At 53.1% G+C, this 18,722-nt stretch carries 17 protein-coding genes and 1 tRNA gene; 14 read left to right on the plus strand and 4 right to left on the minus strand.

Annotated features, from left to right (window positions below; translation table 11 throughout):
• Positions 1-57 precede the first annotated feature (57 nt).
• The 6 genes from ACTVJH_RS10085 (at position 58) to fliW (ending at position 6,094) form a co-directional block, all read left to right on the plus strand.
• On the plus strand, positions 58-591 hold the full coding sequence (locus ACTVJH_RS10085; protein WP_455989979.1) for a rod-binding protein: 534 nt from the start codon (positions 58-60) through the stop codon (positions 589-591).
• A 377-nt stretch (positions 592-968) separates the two neighbouring features.
• Complete coding sequence (flgN, locus tag ACTVJH_RS10090) at positions 969-1,448, plus strand: flagellar export chaperone FlgN (protein WP_455989981.1); 480 nt, start codon at positions 969-971, stop codon at positions 1,446-1,448.
• Positions 1,448-3,574, plus strand: a complete 2,127-nt coding sequence (gene flgK, locus ACTVJH_RS10095) for a flagellar hook-associated protein FlgK (protein ID WP_455989983.1) — start codon at positions 1,448-1,450, stop codon at positions 3,572-3,574. Before flgN ends, flgK begins: the two co-directional genes overlap by 1 nt.
• An 11-nt stretch (positions 3,575-3,585) precedes the next feature.
• Entirely contained in the window at positions 3,586-5,424 is a 1,839-nt protein-coding gene (gene flgL / locus ACTVJH_RS10100) for a flagellar hook-associated protein FlgL (RefSeq protein WP_455989985.1), read from the plus strand.
• Between the two features lie 11 nt (positions 5,425-5,435).
• Entirely contained in the window at positions 5,436-5,675 is a 240-nt protein-coding gene (gene csrA / locus ACTVJH_RS10105; RefSeq protein WP_455989987.1) for a carbon storage regulator CsrA, read from the plus strand.
• On the plus strand, positions 5,651-6,094 hold the full coding sequence (gene fliW, locus ACTVJH_RS10110; protein WP_455989989.1) for a flagellar assembly protein FliW: 444 nt from the start codon (positions 5,651-5,653) through the stop codon (positions 6,092-6,094). The genes csrA and fliW overlap by 25 nt, the downstream gene beginning before the upstream one ends.
• Positions 6,095-6,178: 84 nt before the next feature.
• On the opposite strand, the gene flgM is transcribed toward fliW, so the two are convergent.
• Positions 6,179-6,478 carry a flagellar biosynthesis anti-sigma factor FlgM gene (flgM, locus tag ACTVJH_RS10115; RefSeq protein WP_455989991.1) on the minus strand — a complete coding sequence of 100 codons (300 nt, stop codon included), beginning with the start codon at positions 6,476-6,478 and terminating at the stop codon, positions 6,179-6,181.
• A gap of 35 nt (positions 6,479-6,513) precedes the next feature.
• Complete coding sequence (locus tag ACTVJH_RS10120; protein WP_455989993.1) at positions 6,514-6,942, minus strand: DVU0524 family FlgM-associated protein; 429 nt, start codon at positions 6,940-6,942, stop codon at positions 6,514-6,516.
• A 307-nt stretch (positions 6,943-7,249) separates the two neighbouring features.
• Here ACTVJH_RS10120 and ACTVJH_RS10125 point away from each other — a divergent pair, with 307 nt between their 5' ends.
• The 8 genes from ACTVJH_RS10125 (at position 7,250) to ACTVJH_RS10160 (ending at position 15,926) form a co-directional block, all read left to right on the plus strand.
• A complete protein-coding gene (locus tag ACTVJH_RS10125; protein WP_455989995.1) occupies positions 7,250-8,098 on the plus strand; it encodes an NAD(+)/NADH kinase in 849 nt (282 codons plus the stop codon).
• The gene (locus tag ACTVJH_RS10130; RefSeq protein ID WP_455989997.1) at positions 8,095-9,852 is read left to right on the plus strand and encodes an ARMT1-like domain-containing protein; all 1,758 of its coding nucleotides are present in this window, start codon (positions 8,095-8,097) and stop codon (positions 9,850-9,852) included. The genes ACTVJH_RS10125 and ACTVJH_RS10130 overlap by 4 nt, the downstream gene beginning before the upstream one ends.
• A 202-nt stretch (positions 9,853-10,054) precedes the next feature.
• Complete coding sequence (gene mltA / locus ACTVJH_RS10135) at positions 10,055-11,362, plus strand: murein transglycosylase A (protein WP_455989999.1); 1,308 nt, start codon at positions 10,055-10,057, stop codon at positions 11,360-11,362.
• A gap of 37 nt (positions 11,363-11,399) precedes the next feature.
• Positions 11,400-12,029: a DUF4254 domain-containing protein gene (locus tag ACTVJH_RS10140; protein ID WP_455990001.1), complete on the plus strand. Its 630-nt coding sequence runs from the start codon at positions 11,400-11,402 to the stop codon at positions 12,027-12,029.
• A gap of 109 nt (positions 12,030-12,138) precedes the next feature.
• Entirely contained in the window at positions 12,139-13,569 is a 1,431-nt protein-coding gene (gatB, locus tag ACTVJH_RS10145) for an Asp-tRNA(Asn)/Glu-tRNA(Gln) amidotransferase subunit GatB (protein WP_455990003.1), read from the plus strand.
• Between the two features lie 116 nt (positions 13,570-13,685).
• Positions 13,686-14,744 carry an S-methyl-5-thioribose-1-phosphate isomerase gene (gene mtnA, locus ACTVJH_RS10150; RefSeq protein ID WP_455990005.1) on the plus strand — a complete coding sequence of 353 codons (1,059 nt, stop codon included), beginning with the start codon at positions 13,686-13,688 and terminating at the stop codon, positions 14,742-14,744.
• Positions 14,745-14,933: 189 nt separating this feature from the next.
• Positions 14,934-15,707, plus strand: coding sequence for a rhomboid family intramembrane serine protease (locus tag ACTVJH_RS10155; RefSeq protein WP_455990007.1), 774 nt, complete (start codon positions 14,934-14,936; stop codon positions 15,705-15,707).
• Positions 15,708-15,839: 132 nt separating this feature from the next.
• A tRNA-Leu gene (locus ACTVJH_RS10160) sits at positions 15,840-15,926 on the plus strand.
• A 367-nt stretch (positions 15,927-16,293) separates the two neighbouring features.
• Here ACTVJH_RS10160 and ACTVJH_RS10165 read toward each other — a convergent pair.
• Both ACTVJH_RS10165 and ACTVJH_RS10170 read right to left on the minus strand, forming a co-directional pair.
• A complete protein-coding gene (locus ACTVJH_RS10165; protein ID WP_455990009.1) occupies positions 16,294-16,809 on the minus strand; it encodes a DUF2867 domain-containing protein in 516 nt (171 codons plus the stop codon).
• Between the two features lie 249 nt (positions 16,810-17,058).
• Positions 17,059-18,213 (minus strand): PDDEXK nuclease domain-containing protein, encoded by a 1,155-nt coding sequence (locus tag ACTVJH_RS10170; RefSeq protein ID WP_455990011.1) that lies wholly within the window; start codon positions 18,211-18,213, stop codon positions 17,059-17,061.
• Between the last annotated feature and the right edge of the window lie 509 nt (positions 18,214-18,722).

Below are 18,722 nucleotides of genomic sequence, written 5' to 3' on the forward strand. Positions count from 1 at the left end.
CAATTGTTTTTGAGAGTGGACGCATTCAAAGAGAGGTAGACAATGGGAATCACCAGCATGACATCTGTTCAGGCTCAGGATATCGCTTCCCTGCAGGATCAGGAAAAGCTCAAAAGGCTTGGCAATCAGTTGGGCGAGGGGCAGAACCAGGATACAAAGCTCAAGGAAGCGGCCCAAGGGTTTGAATCCATTTTCATGGGCAAGATCTGGGAGCGCATGCGGGCTACCGTGCCCAAGGACGACTACCTGCACAGCAAGGAAGAGGAATTCTATCTGTCCATGTTCGACCGGGAATTGTCACAGAAAATGGCCGATGCCGGGGGCATTGGGCTCGGAAAAATGCTCTATGACAGCTTGAAGGATCGACTTTCAGAGGCCAGTCACAACGCCGTGTCCCTCAAACCCCTCGGATCCCAAGCAGCCTCGTTGAATCCTCTGCCGAACCGGAGCAGAACCCAGATGGAGGCATCATTTCCCCCGCCTCCAACGCGCGATTCCGGAACCATGCGTGAACTGGAACAGCTCATTCAAAAGATCGAACAGGAACACGGCGTAGATGAATCGGAGGCAAAGTTCACCAGGGATGTGTAATCATCCCTGATGTGCGACCGCACTGCTTGCCTCGTACAGGGGCCATGATCCTGCTTGGGTGGTTGTATTTTTCGTGAAATATTCATTTTTTGGTTCACTTCGAGCCCCGCTCTTTTCAGCCCGGACGAGCTTGAAAAGGGCGGGTTTTTTTCGTGGAGTTGGTCAAAAAATTGTCGTTTCAGCACGGGTTGATTCAAAAAGGGCCAGGGTATCTCCTCAAGGGACGGAGATTGTTGCCGGGCAATGGGAAAAAGATAGTCATGAGAGGCTGTTAGGTTACTTGGTAAAAACATTGCATACATATGGTCACCGGAATCTTTTTCCCGGTGGCATACCTCGCAGGAACTCTCTTTTGTCGCTTCATAAGGAATACGAATATGCAAACCTTGATCATCCAGAGTCTTTCACGACAGGCCAAGGGACTCTTGCTCCTTGGAACCCTTCTCGACCAGGAATTGCGATTGCTCAAGGAGGATTCGCCTCAGGCCGTTGCCGGTCTCGAGTTTTCCATCCAGGAGTTGGTGCGCCAGATCGCAATGGAAAAGACCTGGGTGAAAACCTGTATCCGGGAAATGTCTTCAGAGGCTTCCCGGCTTGGGGATGTCATGGAGCGGTTCTCTGAAGAAGAAAACGTCATGTTGGATAGCCTGACGGGTGATATTGATACGCGCCAGCAGCAATGTGCCCGCAAGGCCGCCATGAATGCGGAAATAGCGCAGGCCCTGCAGGATCAGAGCAGTTCCCTGCTGGCCTTTTTTCGCAAGCAGGTCATGCCCAAAACCCAGCACACCTATTCCAACCACGGGCGGTGGGCTGCCAGGACCCAGACAGCCACACTCATAAGCGGGAGACTCTAATGGGCGGCATTTTAGGGACTATGGACATCGCCAAGCAGGCCCTCAATCTGACCCAGAGTCAGATCGAGGTGACCGGCAACAATATCGCCAATGCAGATACCCCGGGCTATAGTCGGCGCAAGATCAATGTCGAGGAAAATCGTCCTATCAACACCAGGCCCGGTCAGATCGGCTCGGGGGTCAACGGGACGGAAGTCGTCCGCATTTTCGATGAATTTGTTGAAGCCCAATACACGGAAAAGCTTTCCGAGCAAGGGAAGTGGGGCGCACTCAACACGAATCTGCAGAGTGTGGAGATGCTCATCAACGAGAATCAGGGAGGGCGACTCAACGATGTCATGGCCCAGTTTTTCAAGGACTGGCAGGATCTGTCGGTTCGTCCCGATGACGCCAATGTCCGCAGTGCGTTGCTTGGAAATACCCAGAGTCTTCTCGAGACCATGGGCATGCTTTCGGAGGATCTCGAGGATCTGGCCGGGCGCATGGACGATTACATCGCCCAAGAGGTCGATGACATTAACGAAATCATCAGACAGATTGCCGATCTGAACAGTCAGATCCAGGTCAGCGAGCAGCCCGGCATCAACGCCAACGTCGCCCGGGATGAGCGGGCCCTCAAGATCCGTGAGCTTTCGGAAAAACTGGACGTCAATTGCATTGATAACGGTGGGGGCAACCTGACCATCACCACCGGCGGCGGCCAGACCCTGGTGGATGGAGGTGCGTCGTTTCGTCTCGGGGTTCAGGGGCCCAAGGTGAGTACCCACCTGACCGATGGTTCAGATTTTGATACCGATGGCCAGGTCTATTTTCACGGCTCATCGAGCTATGAATATACCCTCAAAGTGGTTGACGGGGGGGCGGTAGATAGCGCGGAGGATGACCCGACCCGCTTCAATGTTTCCCTGGACGGAGGTCGCACCTGGCTGAAAAACGATGACGGCACGGTCCGTGGATTTGATGCCACGAGCTATGACAACCGGATCAGCCTGCCGGGAGGGGAATTGGAGGTCTGGTTCGGCAAGAAGGATGATATAGGCGGGGTTCCAACCAATGATCTCGCGCAGGGGGACATGTTCACCATCGTGCCCAAGAAGGGAGTTTACTGGCACGGCGGAGACACCATGACCACGAACATCACCTCCCAGGTCTATGTCAATGGTCAGTCCAATTCCTCCCGGATCACCGGGGGCAGCTTGGGCGGGTATCTGGCCTTCAGGGATGATTACGTCGGGGGGTATCAGGAACGTCTGGACGCCCTGGCCAAGGGATTGGTCTGGGAGGTCAATGCCATTCACACCCAGGGAAGCGGTCTTGCATCCTTTACCGACGTGACCGGTACCTATTCGGTGACCAATGACGGAGTGGCTCTCGGGTCTGCTGGTTCGGGGCTGGATTTTGCCGACAAGCTGCAGGCCGGGAGTCTGTCTGTGAGCATACACGATACAAATTCAGGGGAGAGTGTTGTCTCTGTGCTGGATTTTGGGGGCGGGGAGAATTTCGATCCTAAAAAACATTCTCTGAAAGAAGTGCAAGACGCTATTAATCATCCTGATAATGGCGTCGACGGCCTGACCGCAACGATTCAGAACAACCAGCTCCATCTGCATGCGGATTCGGGCAAATCCTTTTCCTTTGGGCAGGATTCCACGGGGTTGCTGGCCGGCCTGGGCATCAATACCTATCTGCAGGGGTCGAACGCATCATCCCTGGCCGTGAACAGTGTCGTGGCCGGAAATCTCGATTATATCAATGCCGGGCAACTCGATGCCTCGGGGTCCATGGATTCCGGGAGCAATGTGGTGGCCCAGGACATTGCGGCCCTGCAGTATACCGGGGTCGCCTTTTCCACCTTTTCAAGCGAGACGGGCAGTCAGACCCTGCAGGATTATTACACCGCCCTGGTGAGCAATGTGGGGGCAGACACGGCCCGGTCCGAGTTCAATCTCAATTTTCAGCAAAGTCTGGCAGATGACTTGCGGGCCAGGCAGGATTCCATTGCCGGAGTCAATCTGGACGAGGAAATGAGTAATCTGATCAAGTTCCAGCAGGCCTATTCGGCCGCGGCCAAGCTGATTACCACGGCAAACCAGATGTTTGATACCTTGCTGGCCATGAAGAATTAAGGAGAATTTCCATGCGGGTGAGTCATCGTTCCATGTATTCCAATTTTCTGACCAATATGAATCAGGCCACCTCGGAACTCATCGATTTGAATAACAAGGCCTCGAGTCAGAAGGATGTGAACAAGCCCTCGGATGATCCGTTGGGAACGTCCAGGATTCTGGCCTATAGGGATTCTCTGTCCGCGTTTGATCAATATCTGGAGAATATCGATACGGCCAAGGGATGGCTCAGTCTGGCCGACGAAACCCTGGTTCAGGCCAGCGATCTGGTCACCCGGGCCAAGGAGATTGCCGAACAGGCGGCCACAGGTACCATGAATGCGGAAAACCGAAACATCCTGTCCTATGATATGCGCCAGGTTTTTGATCAGATGATCAGCCTGTCCAATACCAGTTTTGGCGGCAAGAGCATCTTTGCGGGCCAGGAAGTGGACAAGAATGCCTATGAGGCCGGGTTGATGGTCTATGACAAGGATGGCTCGGTCGATCCCTATGTGGAAGCAATCGTCGGATCGAGTGATCGGTCCGTGAAGGTGCAGTTCTTGGGGGATGGAACAAAGTTAACAACAGGAGATGATGATATCGACTATCGGTACACCCGGGATGGGGGCAAGAGCTGGAAGACGGGGACGGTTTCCAGCACCGGCAACAAGCTCGATCTGGGCGGGGGATTGTCCGTGACGTTGCGTGACGGGTACGTGGTCACGGGTTCTTCGGTGGACAACGAAAACACCGATGTGGGCACCTGGCTGACCGTTGCCCCTACGGCTGTGTACACGGGTGGCATTGATGATCAGTCGGCAGTGACGATTACAGGCGGTGCCGCGGAAGATTTTCATGCCTCCACCAGGGGAAGTTTCGAACAGGATGTAGAGATCACGATCGACACTGATAATCGTTCGGCTTCTCCTCCTGAGGTCACGTATCGTTATACATCAGATGGAGAGACGTTTCCCCCCGGGGCCGCCACTTTTTCGGCCAAGGTTCTCGAAGGAGGTAACTTTGAGATCGAACTCCCCAGCGGGCAGGTGACTATCGATGGCAGTGGAGATGCTTCGGGTCTCCAGCTGACCGTTCATGCCGCGACCACACCTGTTTTGCAGATGGGCAGTAACGTCAATGCCCGGGGCGAGGGTGAATTCGATCGACCGATCATGGTGCGTATCGATAACGACTCGGCTGATTTCACAACCGTAGACTATACTATTGAGTACTCCTACAGCCTGGACGGAGGCAGGTCCTGGATGACGGGCAAGGAGGCGGCGAACGAAGCTGTACCCCCCGACCCCCCCACCCCCCCCGAACTCCTCGTTCCCGGCGGGAGTCTGAAGCTTGCGGCAAAGGACGGAAACGATGACCTCAAAGAAGGCGATCAATTCATCATCCAGCCCAAGCTTGCCGATCTTTCCGTGGATATTTCCGCAGACAACAGGGTGGCCATCAACAACATGGGTTCGGACATCTTCGGGGGATCTCTCCAGTATGGAACCGGTTACTATCATTCCCAGGACGAGGAAGGCTCCAATCTGTTCGTGACCATGGGCAAGCTGATTGCCTCTTTGGAGAATAACGATCAGTCCGGTATTGCCGAGGCATTGGAGGGGTTGGGGGTGGCCCAGAATCGGTTGATGAATCAGGCCGCTGATGTGGGTTCGCGAGAAAATCGTCTTGCCGTGACCAAGAATATCCTGTCCGGGCTTCAGCTCAACCAGGAAGAGCGGATGAGCAATATCGAGGATGTGGACATTGCCGAGCTGATGACGGATCTGAACAAGCAGGAGATCGTCTATCAGGCTGTATTGACATCTTCGTCCAAGATCATGAAGATGAGTCTTCTCAATTACATCTAACCACCCATCTCATGCTCATTCTTTCAAGACGCCCCGGGGAGAGCCTCCACCTGGGGGATCATATCACCATCACTGTTTTGTCCGTCAAAGGCCAGCGGATCAAGCTCGGGATCGATGTCCCCGATGGTATGCCGGTGTATCGTGATGAGATTTACGAAAAAATCCAGGAGCAGAACAAGCAGGCTGCCCAGACCCTGCAGGATGATCTTCTTGCCGTGACTGAACTATGGAAACCAAAAAAGAACAAATAATTCCTTCCCGTCTCGGGGAAAAATGTATCGATTTGAGCAAGGTCATCTCTTTTCCCAAGGGACTTATCGGTTTTGAGACCAGCCGGCGGTTCATTCTTTTCGCTATTCAGGAGGATTCGCCCTTTTTGATGCTCCAGGATGTGGATGAGAATGCCGTCGGGTTGATCGTTACCAATCCCTTTGATTTTGTTCCCGACTATGCGTTGAAGGTCGAGGACCACGACGCCGAAATTCTGGGCACCTCACGCATAGAGGACCTGTCGGTTATCGTCACGGTGACCATCCCTCACGGGGAGCCCGAAAAGACCTGTCTCAATCTGTGCGGACCCATTCTCATCAACAATGTCACCAGGATCGGTGTCCAGGCCCCTCAGCTGGATCCGGCCATGTGCCAGCCGGTCTTGCTCCGGGATCTCTAAACCCTATTTCAAACGGCAAGAGCCCGTCCGGCCATGTGAATCGTCTGGCCGGACGGGCTCTTGCCGTTTGGGTAAAACGCGTTGCTAACCCAGGATGTCCTGGTCGTCCTTGAGCATGTTCCGGGCGATTGCCTGGAAGTCGGGGGCGTATTCCCCGGATTCTATCTGTTCCTTGAGGGCATCAACCTTTTCCGTGCGCACACCTGTGGAACCATTTGCCGCTTCTCCTGCGCTCTGCAGAAGTTTGGCCCGGCTGGACAGGGAAATGGTGTCGGTTGAAGATTCCGGCACGTCCTTTTTGGCCGCATTTTTGCCAGTCTTTGACGTTGTCAGGGAATTGGTCTTGTACTGGTCGATCTGTGCGGTAATAGTTCGTATATCCATGGTGTATCCTGTGTCGCCTGCTTGAAGCCAGGCGGTTAGCTGGGACAGATGATGGTCCTGTCCACTTTTTCCCGGGTGATCTCCCTGACCCGTTCCATAACCTTGTCTCTGTCTTCAGGGGGCAGGGTAATGGTCCTGTTTCCGGTGACGCGCATGATTTTCAGTTCATTGTCCGAGATGCCATAGGAGAAGAAGAGTCCTTCGGGAAATTCTCGGTCCAGTTCTTCCTTGATTTCCTGAACAACGGGATTGGTACTTCCCGAACCAAGCAGGTTGTCCATGATTTCCCGCGATATCTGTTGGATGAGGCGCTCGCGTTTGTCGTGCCCAAATCTATCCGTCCCCCGGGATTCCTCGGTCAGGGGGCCAAGATATTTTTTGATGCGCTCGATTCGCTGACCATTGCCGATTTGGCGGTCATAGCTGCGCATCATGTTTTTGAGCATGTAGGAATGGATGATCATGGCGTTTGTTGTTTATCCTCTCATACACGTTATCGACCATATTTATAGCTCCTTTAGCCTTTTTTGTCATGATTCCCCATCTTCTTGAAAAAATGTCATTGTTTCGAGATCTTGCTTTGCAACTATTTTGAAAAAAAGCAGCCTGGAGCGTACCGGATTGTGGAAGTCGATTTCGGGGAGAACGGGAGTTGAGAGGTATGTAGAGGGCGTTGAGCTCTGTTTTTTTTTGAGAGTTATCAGAACGGGAATATGGTATCTTTTCTTGAATCCCGAAACATATTTGGCTAGACAGACGGACATGCATGCCTTGATTGGACATATTATCATCGTTGTCAAAGCCGGACACGGAAAAGCCCGTAGTCTTGCCCGGGAGCTCAAGACCTGGATCGACGCCCGTCACGTTCACACGCAGGTGGTGGAGAACGAAATGGACTGTGAGCTTCTTGAGCTGGGCCGAGAGAAGCCTGATTGCGTGATTGTTCTCGGGGGGGATGGGACCATGTTGTCGGTTGCCCGCAAGGTCAACGGGCTCGGTATCCCCATGCTCGGAATCAATCTCGGCAATGTGGGATTTTTGACCGAGACCACCCCGCAACATTGGCAGCAGACCCTTGAGGATTTGTTTGCCGGTCGACTTTCGGTTTCCTCCAGAGCGGTTCTTGAATATGGGGTTTTTCGAAATAACGACAGTGGGGTTGTGTGCTCGGGCAAGGCCTTCAACGATCTGGTCGTCAATCGGGGTGCGCTGGCCAGGCTGATCAATCTAAAGGTGTCGTACGGTGAGCAATGTCTGGGCACGGTGCGATCCGACGGTCTCATTGTATCCACGCCTACCGGATCTACGGGTTATTGTGTGTCGGCCGGAGGACCTCTGGTCTATCCCGATCTTGACGTTTTTGTCCTTACCCCCATCTGTCCGTTTCTGGATACCTTTGCACCTCTGGTTCTTCCTTTTAACGAGCCTCTTTGCATCACCGTGGAACCAAACAACAGTGATGTGTACCTCACCCTGGACGGTCAAAAAGGATTTGGTCTTGCCACCGGGGACCGTGTGGAGATCACCAGGGCCCAAACACGAATCAAGCTCATCCATTCATCACGCTCTTCCTATATGGACAAACTCAAGTCCAAGGGATTTATCCGGGAACAATCATGAGTACACTGCCCGCCTTTGGATCCATTACCGAACTTTATTATGGCAATGATCCCCATCTCGACGCCTGGCTGCTCTATTTTTTTACGGAAAACAATATCGAATATGCGGTCAAGCCGGAACTGAACGCCTCGCCGGAGCAGATCCGGTTCATGGTTGATGTGAATTCCGATCAGGTCTTTGCTCCCTGTTCCGACTGGATGCTCAAGAATCTTCTTGGCACGGAACTGACGACACCCCTGCTCGAGGAGTATCGAAACGAATGGCGATTGCTCGTCAAAATCGTGCACAGCAGTGTCGAGGACAGATACACGCGTAAGAAGATCCTTTCCCTGTCGCGTCACAAGTTCAGGGCCGCTCTGACCTCGACCTTTCTCATCCCCTCCCGGCTGCTCAAGCATCTGGTGACTATTTTTCTGTGCCAATGTGCGGTGGAAGATCCCCTGCGGACCCATAAACGGCTCATGAACAAGCGGGCCAATGATTTCATTTTCTCCCAGGCCTTTGGCCGGTATCTGAGCGCGTGTCCGTCCTCGACACTGGGGTGCCAGCGTATCCAGGATCTTCGCTGGGAACTCGATCTCCTGGAACTCAAGCGGCTTTTCAACCTGTCCACCTGTGAAAAGATCTGGGAAAAAGACATCGATGCCCTGGAGGCCCGCAGTTTCTGCGATGAAACCAACGGGTTCAACAATGAGGAATTTGACAATATCATGCGCCCCCTGCTTGGTCCTCAGGCACTCAATCCCCTGCGCATCCTTTTTCTACCCGACACCTGCGGGGGAATCATGTTCGATTTGATGATCATCAAGTCCCTGCTTCGGCAGGGGCACAAGGTCATTCTTGCCTTGAAGGAGGGATTTTATTTCGAGACACCGACCTTCTGGGACAGGGAGTATGATCCCTTTTTTGCCATGGGGCTCGCCGAAGCGTTCTTTCTGGCCGACAACGAGGTTTCCAAGAACAAGTTGTTGAAAACACTCAGGGAGAATTCCTTTGTGGTCATCTCGGACGGGACCAGAGAGCGGCTCAACCTCTACCGGACCAGCGTGACCTTTGCCCGGTCCTGGAAGGAATCGGACCTGATCATCGCCAAAGGGACCCGCAATTATCGGCGTTTGATCCTGAATACCCACGCATTTACAAGAAATATCATTTCCTATTATCGCGAACCCGATGGAAGGCTCCAGTTCCATTTCAAAAAACGCTCTCCGCGGGTGATCAAGATCACTGAAAAGCAGATTCTGTCCCAGGCCGAAAGGATCATGAGCGCCATGCGCAAGAAACGCTCCGAAGGGGAGCTGGTCATGTTCTACAGCGCGATCATCGGCAGCATTCCCGGGCAGCTCAAATCCGCCAAACGGGTTCTGAACACCTTTGTCAGATACTTGAGAAAGAAACTCGGCGGCGCCTTGATCATCAATCCTGCCGAACATTTCGAGCAGGGCATGGACGGGGATGATCTCATGTATATGTGGGAAAAGGTGCAGCGAAGCGGACTTATCGATGTATGGCGTTTTCAGACGGTCACGGACATAGAAAAGAGTTTCGAGCTCATGGGTGAAAAGGTCCCCTCTGTCTGGCTGGGCAAGGACGCCACCTTTTCCACGGGATGTACCAAGGAGATGCATATTGCCCTGGAGGTTCAGAAAAAACATCCCGAACTGCAGATCATCGGACCGAGTCCGGAAAAGTTCTTCCGTCGGCGGGAGTATGGTGTTGGAAAATACTTCGATGCCGCCCTCGCGAGCACTTAGTCGGGCCCTGCCCGCAATACAGGGAGAACGTGACAACCGGCGTGACGGAAATCGGGGGATCATAGCTTGATGCATGCAGACTCCTGATCGTTGATTCAGGCTCGTTATCCTCGATACGGCACGTCAGCATGGTATGGGGGATCTGCGAGGGGAAGCGTTCTCCAGTGAGATGACAAGGAGCAATGGGATGTTGGGAGGAGGTATGGCTATGAACAGACAGGGATTTTTTGCCTTGATCATTATCGGTTGGACGGTGATGGTGATGGCCTGTTCGGGATGCAGCAAGCCACGGCCGTCTGGTCAACCCCCTGTAGTGGTCATTGAGGAACTTCGTCTTGAAACCACGCAGGAGTCAAAAGAGGATCTGTCGTTAGAAAAAGATTCTGTCCCAAAAGAGAAAGAGCCTCTTGCCAGGTATGTTCCTCTCACTGGGGATGAAAAGCAGCAGATGCTCACCCGGCTTGCCATCAAGCGTCAAAAAATCGGGTCATGGGAGGATCTTCGTCCCGCGCTTTCCAGAAGTCTCGCCTATCTGCGTACCAAACCACCGCAGGTTCTGGCCATCGAGGATGACAACCTGACCTGCACCTTTGGTGATCTCTGCGACACGGTTGAAAAACTTATTGCCCTGCTGCCCGAACTCGACGAACACCCTGAATATTTGAAGGAGAGTTTCGAGTGGTACCGACTCGAGCCCTCCACGCTCATGACCGGATATTATGAGCCCCGTATCCATGCCAGCCCGGCCCCGTGCCCGGAATATCCCTTTCCTGTCTACGGGGTCCCCAAGGATCTCAAGACCGCGGACCTGGGAGATTTTCACTACCGATGGGCCGGTCACAAGCTCGTTTATCGGATCGAAGATGGACGGATACAGCCCTATCACGACAGAGCGGCCATTGATTCCAGCGGTGTCCTGGCCGATCAGGGGATCGAGATCGCCTGGGTGCGGGATCTTGTGGATCTTTTTTTTCTACAGATTCAGGGATCGGGACGGCTGGTTTTTCCCGATGGCTCCGTGCGTCATGTGCTCTATGCCGGGAAAAACGGGCACAAATACGTGTCCCTTGGCCGGGTACTCATTGAAAGGGGATACATGAATTCCCAAGAGATGAGTATGCAGGGGATACGAACATTTTTGAAGAATCATCCCGGCATGGTTGAAAATCTGCTGAACACCAACCCGAGCTATGTGTTTTTTCGGCTTGCCGATGATGGACCCTACGGGGCCATGGGTGCGACCCTGACCCCGCTTGTGAGTGTCGCCTCTGATCCGACTCGGGTGCCCCTTGGGTCGGTACTGCTGCAGCAGGTCAGTCTGCCCGGGGACCGGCATTTGCCGGAAATGGTTCTTGTGGGGCTGGCCCAGGACAGGGGCGGGGCCATCAAGGGGGATCATCTGGATCTTTTTTGCGGGGCCGGGGAAATGGCTGCTTTTCTGGCCGGCCATATGAAGGAAAAGGCCTCGGTGTGCATCCTTGTCAGCTCGGGCAGGCTTGCCCGCAAGTAAACATCTCCCAGCCGATCTGGTATGGGTACGGATATTCATGAACAAACTTGAAGAAATCAAAGAACTTAAAAAAGATCTCACGGCATGCTGGAAGGCCCAGCTGGAAACCGTCATCCTGTGGCACGAAAAAATTCCTGAAATCATAGAGGGACCCGGGCTGACCGGACTGGCTCTTGCCCAGCACCTCTGCAATTTCAGGCTCTGGCATGTGGAGGACAGGGCGCGGGTAAAGGATGTGGATGGCGAAATCATTGCCCAGTGCAAGCGGGAGATTGACGCACTCAACCAGCAGCGAAACGATCTCATCGAACGCATTGACCAGGAGATCATCACCCGGGTGGCCCGGTTTCTGCCCCCTGACGGTGCCCGGAGATACAATACGGAAACATTGGGCAGCGTGCTCGACCGGCTCTCCATCCTGAGCCTGAAACTCTATCACATGCGGGAACAGACCCGACGAACCGACGTGGACGAAGATCACCGGTCCGCCTGTCGTGGGAAGGTGGCCACCCTCGAAGAGCAGCACCGGGATCTGACCACCAGCGCCCTGGAGCTTGTGGACGAATATGCCCGGGGAGTGAAACGGCCCAAGGTGTATTTCCAGTTCAAGATGTACAATGATCCCACCCTCAATCCCGCATTGTACGCACACGGCACCGGGAAATGAGGATAAGTGCAGGGAAGATACGTTTTTCCCATGAACCATGTTTTTTATCTGACAACCGGTCTGCCGGTTGTCGTTTTTTTGGTATGCCAATGTCTCCAAGGAGAAAAGGATGAGCGCTTACGAGACCGTCATCGGGCTGGAGGTTCATGCCCAGTTGAAGACCAAGTCCAAGATCTGGTGTTCCTGTTCCACACAATTCGGGGCCGAACCCAATGCCAATACCTGTCCGGTGTGTACCGGAATGCCCGGAACACTGCCTGTTCTGAACAAGCGGGCCGTGGAATATGCCGCCAAGATGTCCCTTGCCGTTGACTGCACCATCAACAAACGTTCGATCTTTGCGCGTAAGAACTATTTTTATCCCGATCTGCCCATGGGCTATCAGATTTCCCAGTTCGAACTGCCCGTGGCCGAACACGGGCATGTGGTCATCACCACCTCCAAGGGCAAGAAAACCATCGGGATCACCCGGATCCACATGGAAAACGATGCGGGCAAGAATATCCATTCGGAAACGGAAAACGTGAGTTACGTGGATCTGAACCGGGCCGGGGTTCCGCTCATCGAAATCGTCAGCGAGCCGGACATGCGCAGTCCGGAAGAGGCTGTGGCCTATTTGAAGGCCCTTCGGGCCATTCTGGTCTATTTGGAGATCTGCGACGGGAACATGGAGGAGGGGAGTTTTCGCTGCGATGCCAACGTCTCCCTCCGGCCCATGGGCCAGAAGGAACTGGGCACCCGTACCGAACTCAAGAACATGAACTCCTTCCGCAATGTGGAGCGGGCGCTCAATTATGAAATCGAGCGGCAGCGCGATATCCTGGATGACGGGGAAAAGGTGGTCCAGCAGACCCGGCTTTTCGATACCGCCAAGGGGGTGACCCGGTCCATGCGAGGCAAGGAAGAGGCCAACGATTACCGGTATTTTCCCGATCCCGATCTGGTTCCCCTGGTGTTCGAGGATGAGCAGCTGCAGCGCTGGCAGGGGGAATTGCCCGAACTGCCGCAGGCCAAGCAGCGTCGGTTCATGAAGGAATATGGGCTGCCCGAATACGATGCCGATACCCTGACCGCGGACAAGGCCCTGGCCGACTATTTCGAGGCCGCTGTCCGCGAGTACGATCAGCCCAAGAAGATCGGCAACTGGATGATGACCGAGATGCTCAAGGAACTCAACGATGCCGGTCAGGACATCCGGGAGTGCGCCTTTGAACCCGTCCATCTGGCCCGGCTGGTCAAACTCATGGATGAGGGGATCATCAGCGGGAAGATCGCCAAAAAGGTCTTTGGGGCCTTGTTTGCTACAGGGGGCGATCCTGAAACCTATGTCAAGGAAAAAGGGATGATTCAGATCTCCGATACCTCGGCCATCGAAGGGTATGTGGACGAGGTCATTGCCGCCCATCCGGACGAGGTGGCCCGGTTCAAGGGCGGAGAAAAGAAACTGACCGGATTTTTTGTCGGTCAGGTGATGAAGAAGTCCAGGGGCAAGGCCAACCCCAAGCTGGTCAACGAACTGCTGGCCAAAAAGATCGGGTGATTGGTTTTTCGCGCAGAGGCGCAGGGACGCAGAGAAAGGCATTTGTTGGCACTGCTGAGCATCCCCTGCAACAATAAACCGTCTTTCGGGCACCCTTCACCCAAAAAGGATTATTCGTGGAAGATCATATCACATTTTCAGAGGAAAAGGACGCGCTCATCCTTTTGGACCAACGCTATCTGCCGACCCGGGAGGACGAGTTTGTCTGCTCCACGGTCCAGGATGTCGTCTATGCCCTGCAGACAATGGTTGTCAGAGGGGCGCCTGCCATCGGGGTGACAGCGGCCTATGGGTGTTATCTGGCCACCCGTGAGGTGGATGCGAATGATCCAGGCTGGGCAGGCGCGGTGGAGAAAAAGCTGGATGAACTCGTCCTTGCCCGTCCCACAGCGGTCAATCTGAAATGGGCGGTCACGCGGATGCGCGCCGCCTGGAAGGACAATGCTTCTCTTGTACGTCTCGAGGAACTCGCTGATTTCTGGCTCTCCCTTGCCCGGGAGATTCAGGCCGAGGACATTGCCATGTGCAAGGCCATCGGACGGTTCGGCGGGGAATTGCTGGCTGACGGGGACACGGTCATGACCCATTGCAACGCCGGCGCCCTGGCAACCGCCGGATACGGCACTGCCCTGGGTGTGATCAGAGGGGCGGTGGACATGGGCAAACAGATCGAGGTCATTGCCAACGAGACCCGGCCCTTTCTGCAGGGCGCCCGGCTGACCGCCTATGAACTGCACAAGGACAACATCCCTGTGCGGGTTGCCTGTGACAATGCCTGTTCGCTGCTCATGAGCAGGAACATGGTCGACAAGGTGGTTGTGGGCGCGGACCGGATAGCGGCCAACGGCGATGTGGCCAACAAGATCGGGACATCCGGGGTCGCCATTCTGGCCAAATATTACGGAATTCCCTTTTACGTGGCCGCTCCCTCCTCGACCTTTGATCCGGACAGCCCGGACGGCAGCTGGATTCCCGTTGAGGACAGAACGCCGCGGGAGGTCACCCATGTGGGCGATGTTCAGATAACGCCCGATGGCGTGGGGGTCTTCAACTTCGCCTTTGACATAACCCCAAACGAGCTTGTCACCGGGATCATCACCGAGAAAGGGGTCGTCTACCCGCCGTATCGGGAAAATATCGGTTCCATGATTTTCAATGTAGATTGTAAGATATAGGAGACGGGAGACGGGAGAAAAGGAGACGGGAAAAAAGTGCGCAGTACGCAGTGCACAGTGCGCAGGAAAAACCCGAGAAAGAATTTTTCTTAGGGCACACCATTTTTTCAAAACGTGAGATCTTGACTCCGTACCTCCGGCCTCCCGTCTCCTTTTCTCCGTTCTCCCTTTTTTTCCCACAGGCAACCCATGTTTCCACTTCGCGACAATACGCCCAATGTGCACAAGCCGGTCATGGTGACCACTATCGTGGCCGTGAATGCGCTGGTGTTTCTTTTCGAGCTGCTCCTCTCACCCGAGGGCAAGGCGTACGTCTTTCATGTCTTTGGAGTGGTTCCCCTGCGGCTGACCGATCCCCTGTGGGCCGCGTCCCAGGGATACCCCGGGGGCGCGGTGACCTCCCTGGTTTCGCACATGTTCCTGCACAGCTCCTGGATGCATATCATCGGCAATATGTGGACCCTGTGGATCTTTGGGGACAATATTGAAGACGTCATGGGACCGTTCAGATTTCTGATCTTTTACCTCTGCTGCGGGTTCGCGGCCCTGGCTGCCCATCTGTTCTTCAATCTCTCCTCACCGGTTCCCGTGGTGGGGGCCTCCGGGGCCGTGGCCGGGGTTATGGGTGCCTATCTGATTCTCTACCCTCACGCCAAGGTGGTCACCCTGATACCGATTTTCATCTTTCCCTGGTTCATCGACCTGCCCGCCGTGCTCTTTCTGGGCATCTGGTTTCTGCTGCAATTCTTCAACGGTGCCGCCTCGGCCGCAGGTGGCGGCGGGGTTGCCTGGTGGGCCCACGTGGGCGGATTCGTGGCCGGGATTGTTCTGCTCAAACTTTTCGAGGACAAGAATCGGTGCCAGGAATGTTATCTCTCGGGCAAGAGCACGACCCCCTTCTGGCAGGAGGCCCAGCGGCAAAAACGTCCGGACGACGATCCCTGGAAGCACCTGCGATCTTAAAAAATGGCAACCGACCCGGTCATCGATTTTGCTAAAGCATTCCCGATTGCTAGCGGAATTGAACGTGATTGCATCCTGGTTTTTTCTTGACACCAGAGTCTCTCTTACATAGAAACCCTCCATTCCACACCCGCCGGGGTGGTGAAACTGGTAGACGCACTGGACTCAAAATCCAGCGATGGCAACATCATGCGGGTTCGATTCCCGCCCCCGGCACCATTGACCTTTCTTAGAAAGTCCCGGTTTGTCCAAAATTGATTACATATCAAGGACATCGGGGCTTTTTTTGTGCTCGTTTGTCCAGGTTTGTAGCCGTCAAGCCAGGAAAGAACCGGGGTAAGAAGTGGGGTAACCGATGTGGAGAAAAAAGTGCGCAGTGCGCAGGAGGCAGTGCGCAGGAAAGGCGAATGGAAGGTGAATGTCCGTTTGGGCGAACCTTGTGTTCGCCCAAACCGGAACGAGCAGGAGGAAAAGAAAAAAGACAGGAGAATCCCAGAAAAGTGACAACTATTTTTTAGGACTCGACATATTGTGACATGGTTTGATCAGCGCGAGACAGGAGGTGGATGGTTCTGACAAAGCATGGTTATGCGGTTTGGTGATTCCTTGCGCCTGCCTTCATCATTCTCCAGACAACCATGTGATGAAAAGGCCGGATTACGTTGAAATACACAGGCCCGGTCCAGTGAAGATATCTGACAGAGGTGAAGACGTGATACCTCGTGCGATTCAGGGTTGATTTTTCAGCCACGACACCAAAAAACGCCTTCAGGTGTTTATCCTTTGGTGTCTCTGCAATCCAGTACGCTCCCTCTTTGGCATCACGCACCGTGAAAAATGAGGCTTTTTCGCCAGGTGTAAAGGACAGATCTGCTGGCTGTATCACAGGCAATGTGCCGGGCTTTTCATGACGAGCCAACCCAAGGATTCTGACAAAAATTTCTCTTACTCCAAACAGAAAAACCACCCACCAGGGATGGTAAGAGAGCATTCCGGAAACAAAGCATCGTAAATCAACGTCGCTTTCAATAGTTTTTACATCACGATGGTCTGCATCCTGGAAATAAATTTCATGTTTTTTGTATTTTTGGAGCGTGTTCATGTGTGAGATGTACAAAATATTTCGTATAAAAAAGTTGTAATTAAGTACTGCGGAGTAAAATCAAGTGTATCTATTTATTAGACTGTATTCATTTGTTTCATGCTGTGAACCATTCTCCACAGAGAAGTTCATCCTGTTCCAGAACGGTTTGCGTTGTTTTTTCCTGTTTGTCGGTGGATACCAGTACTTGTGCAGGATTCGTTTTACGATCATCCGTATATGGGCGCAGGCGTTTTTACTTGACACCAATTATTCCCCATCGCTCACCTCCCGCATCTTCTCTTCCAGAACCCGCTGGATTTCTTTCTTGTGGGGCAGTTCGAGCTGATATCTGGAAACGAACAGATGGTTGTCCATACCTGCCAGGGCGTATTCCACCAGGGCTCGGTCTTTCTGTGTGCACAGAAGGATGCCCACAGGCGGGTTGTCGCTGTCGGTCATCATATTTTTCCGATACCAGTTTACATAGGTGTTCAACTGCCCGAGGTTTTCGTGGTTGAAGGAATCGACCTTCAACTCCACCAGAACATGGCATTTAAGGATACGGTGATAGAAAACCAGATCGATGAATCCGTGTGTATCCCCGATTAGAATTCGTTTCTGACGCGCTTCAAAACAAAATCCATGGCCAAGCTCCAAAAGAAAATCCTGCAATTTGTCCAGGAGCTGATCCTCCAGATCCGACTCCCGCATGACCTCACTGGATTTGATTCCGAGAAACTCAAAAACATAGGGATCGCGAATGGCCAGTTTCGGTTCTCTTTTTTCCACCCCTGATTGGGCCAGTTCAGCCAGTTTTTCCTTGTTTTCCGACAACCCGGAACGCTCGTAGTAGAGACTGCCGATCTGCCGCTTGAGTTCCCGTACCGACCAATTGCCCCGGATAGATTCGATCTCGTAGAAGGATCGCTTAAGAGGATCGTCGAGTTTTATCAATTCCACGAAATGCGTAAATGACAGGCACCCGACGAGTTTATCTTCCGGGGTAAGCAATTGCGGGAATAATGTTTCAATATCGTTGGAATGAGCCTGTACAGAAAGATCTGGCAATTTGGAAATCAGCGATTTCCGATTTCCCGACTGATCGAATCTGGAAATCAGTGATTTCCGAATTTGAGGATAAGTAACATACAACTGACGGCAAAGACGTAAGTATCTTGAAGAATAACATCTATCCAAAGAATCCTGCAATGTTTTGGACAGAAGTTCTAGAACTTGGTTGCCGTATTCCGCCCTGTCTTGACCAGTTTGTTCATACTCAATGATATGGTGGCCGATGGTCCAGTTTCTCAATGTCAGACTGATGTTGACGGCTTGACCTGCTTGAGCCGCCATGTGTTCATGGGTTTTCCGAATGGCGGTGGTAAGTGAATCGAAATTCAAACGATCAGGATTATTCACCATAAGTCAGGCCCCCTAATTCCTTTTGATGACAGCTTCGAGCCGGTCCGCTTCTCGCCATTGGGCGGCTGTCAGGCTGGGGATGAATTTGAACGACTGGTTACAAAGCAAACACTCGTCTGCTTTTATGGCTGTGGCGAAATCTGATGCTCGATGACCTCATAGTGCTGTACTGAAAGGTCAGGATCAAGCTCATAAACCTCGTCTTCCGGGTACAAACGCGCCTGCGAAATATCGCTGCCAGAAAAAGCCGTAATCGATTCCAGCTTGTCCCAGTACGTGATGAGGGTTAGCTCAATCTTGTCAGCCAGAGTACGGCGGAAAATCTGGGCCCCGAGAAATCCCGGTGTTGCAGAAGAATCCTTGATGCCGGTTTCGTACAGATAACTCGACTTTCGGAGTTTATTTTGCTTTCAAAATTAGAACAAACATCCTGAAATAACTAATTTTTTACTTGAAGAGATCCTTGTTTTTTAGTATTTCTCTTGTTTCCACGCAATAGAATACAAAAA

The organism is Desulfoplanes sp. PS50, assembly GCF_053851535.1.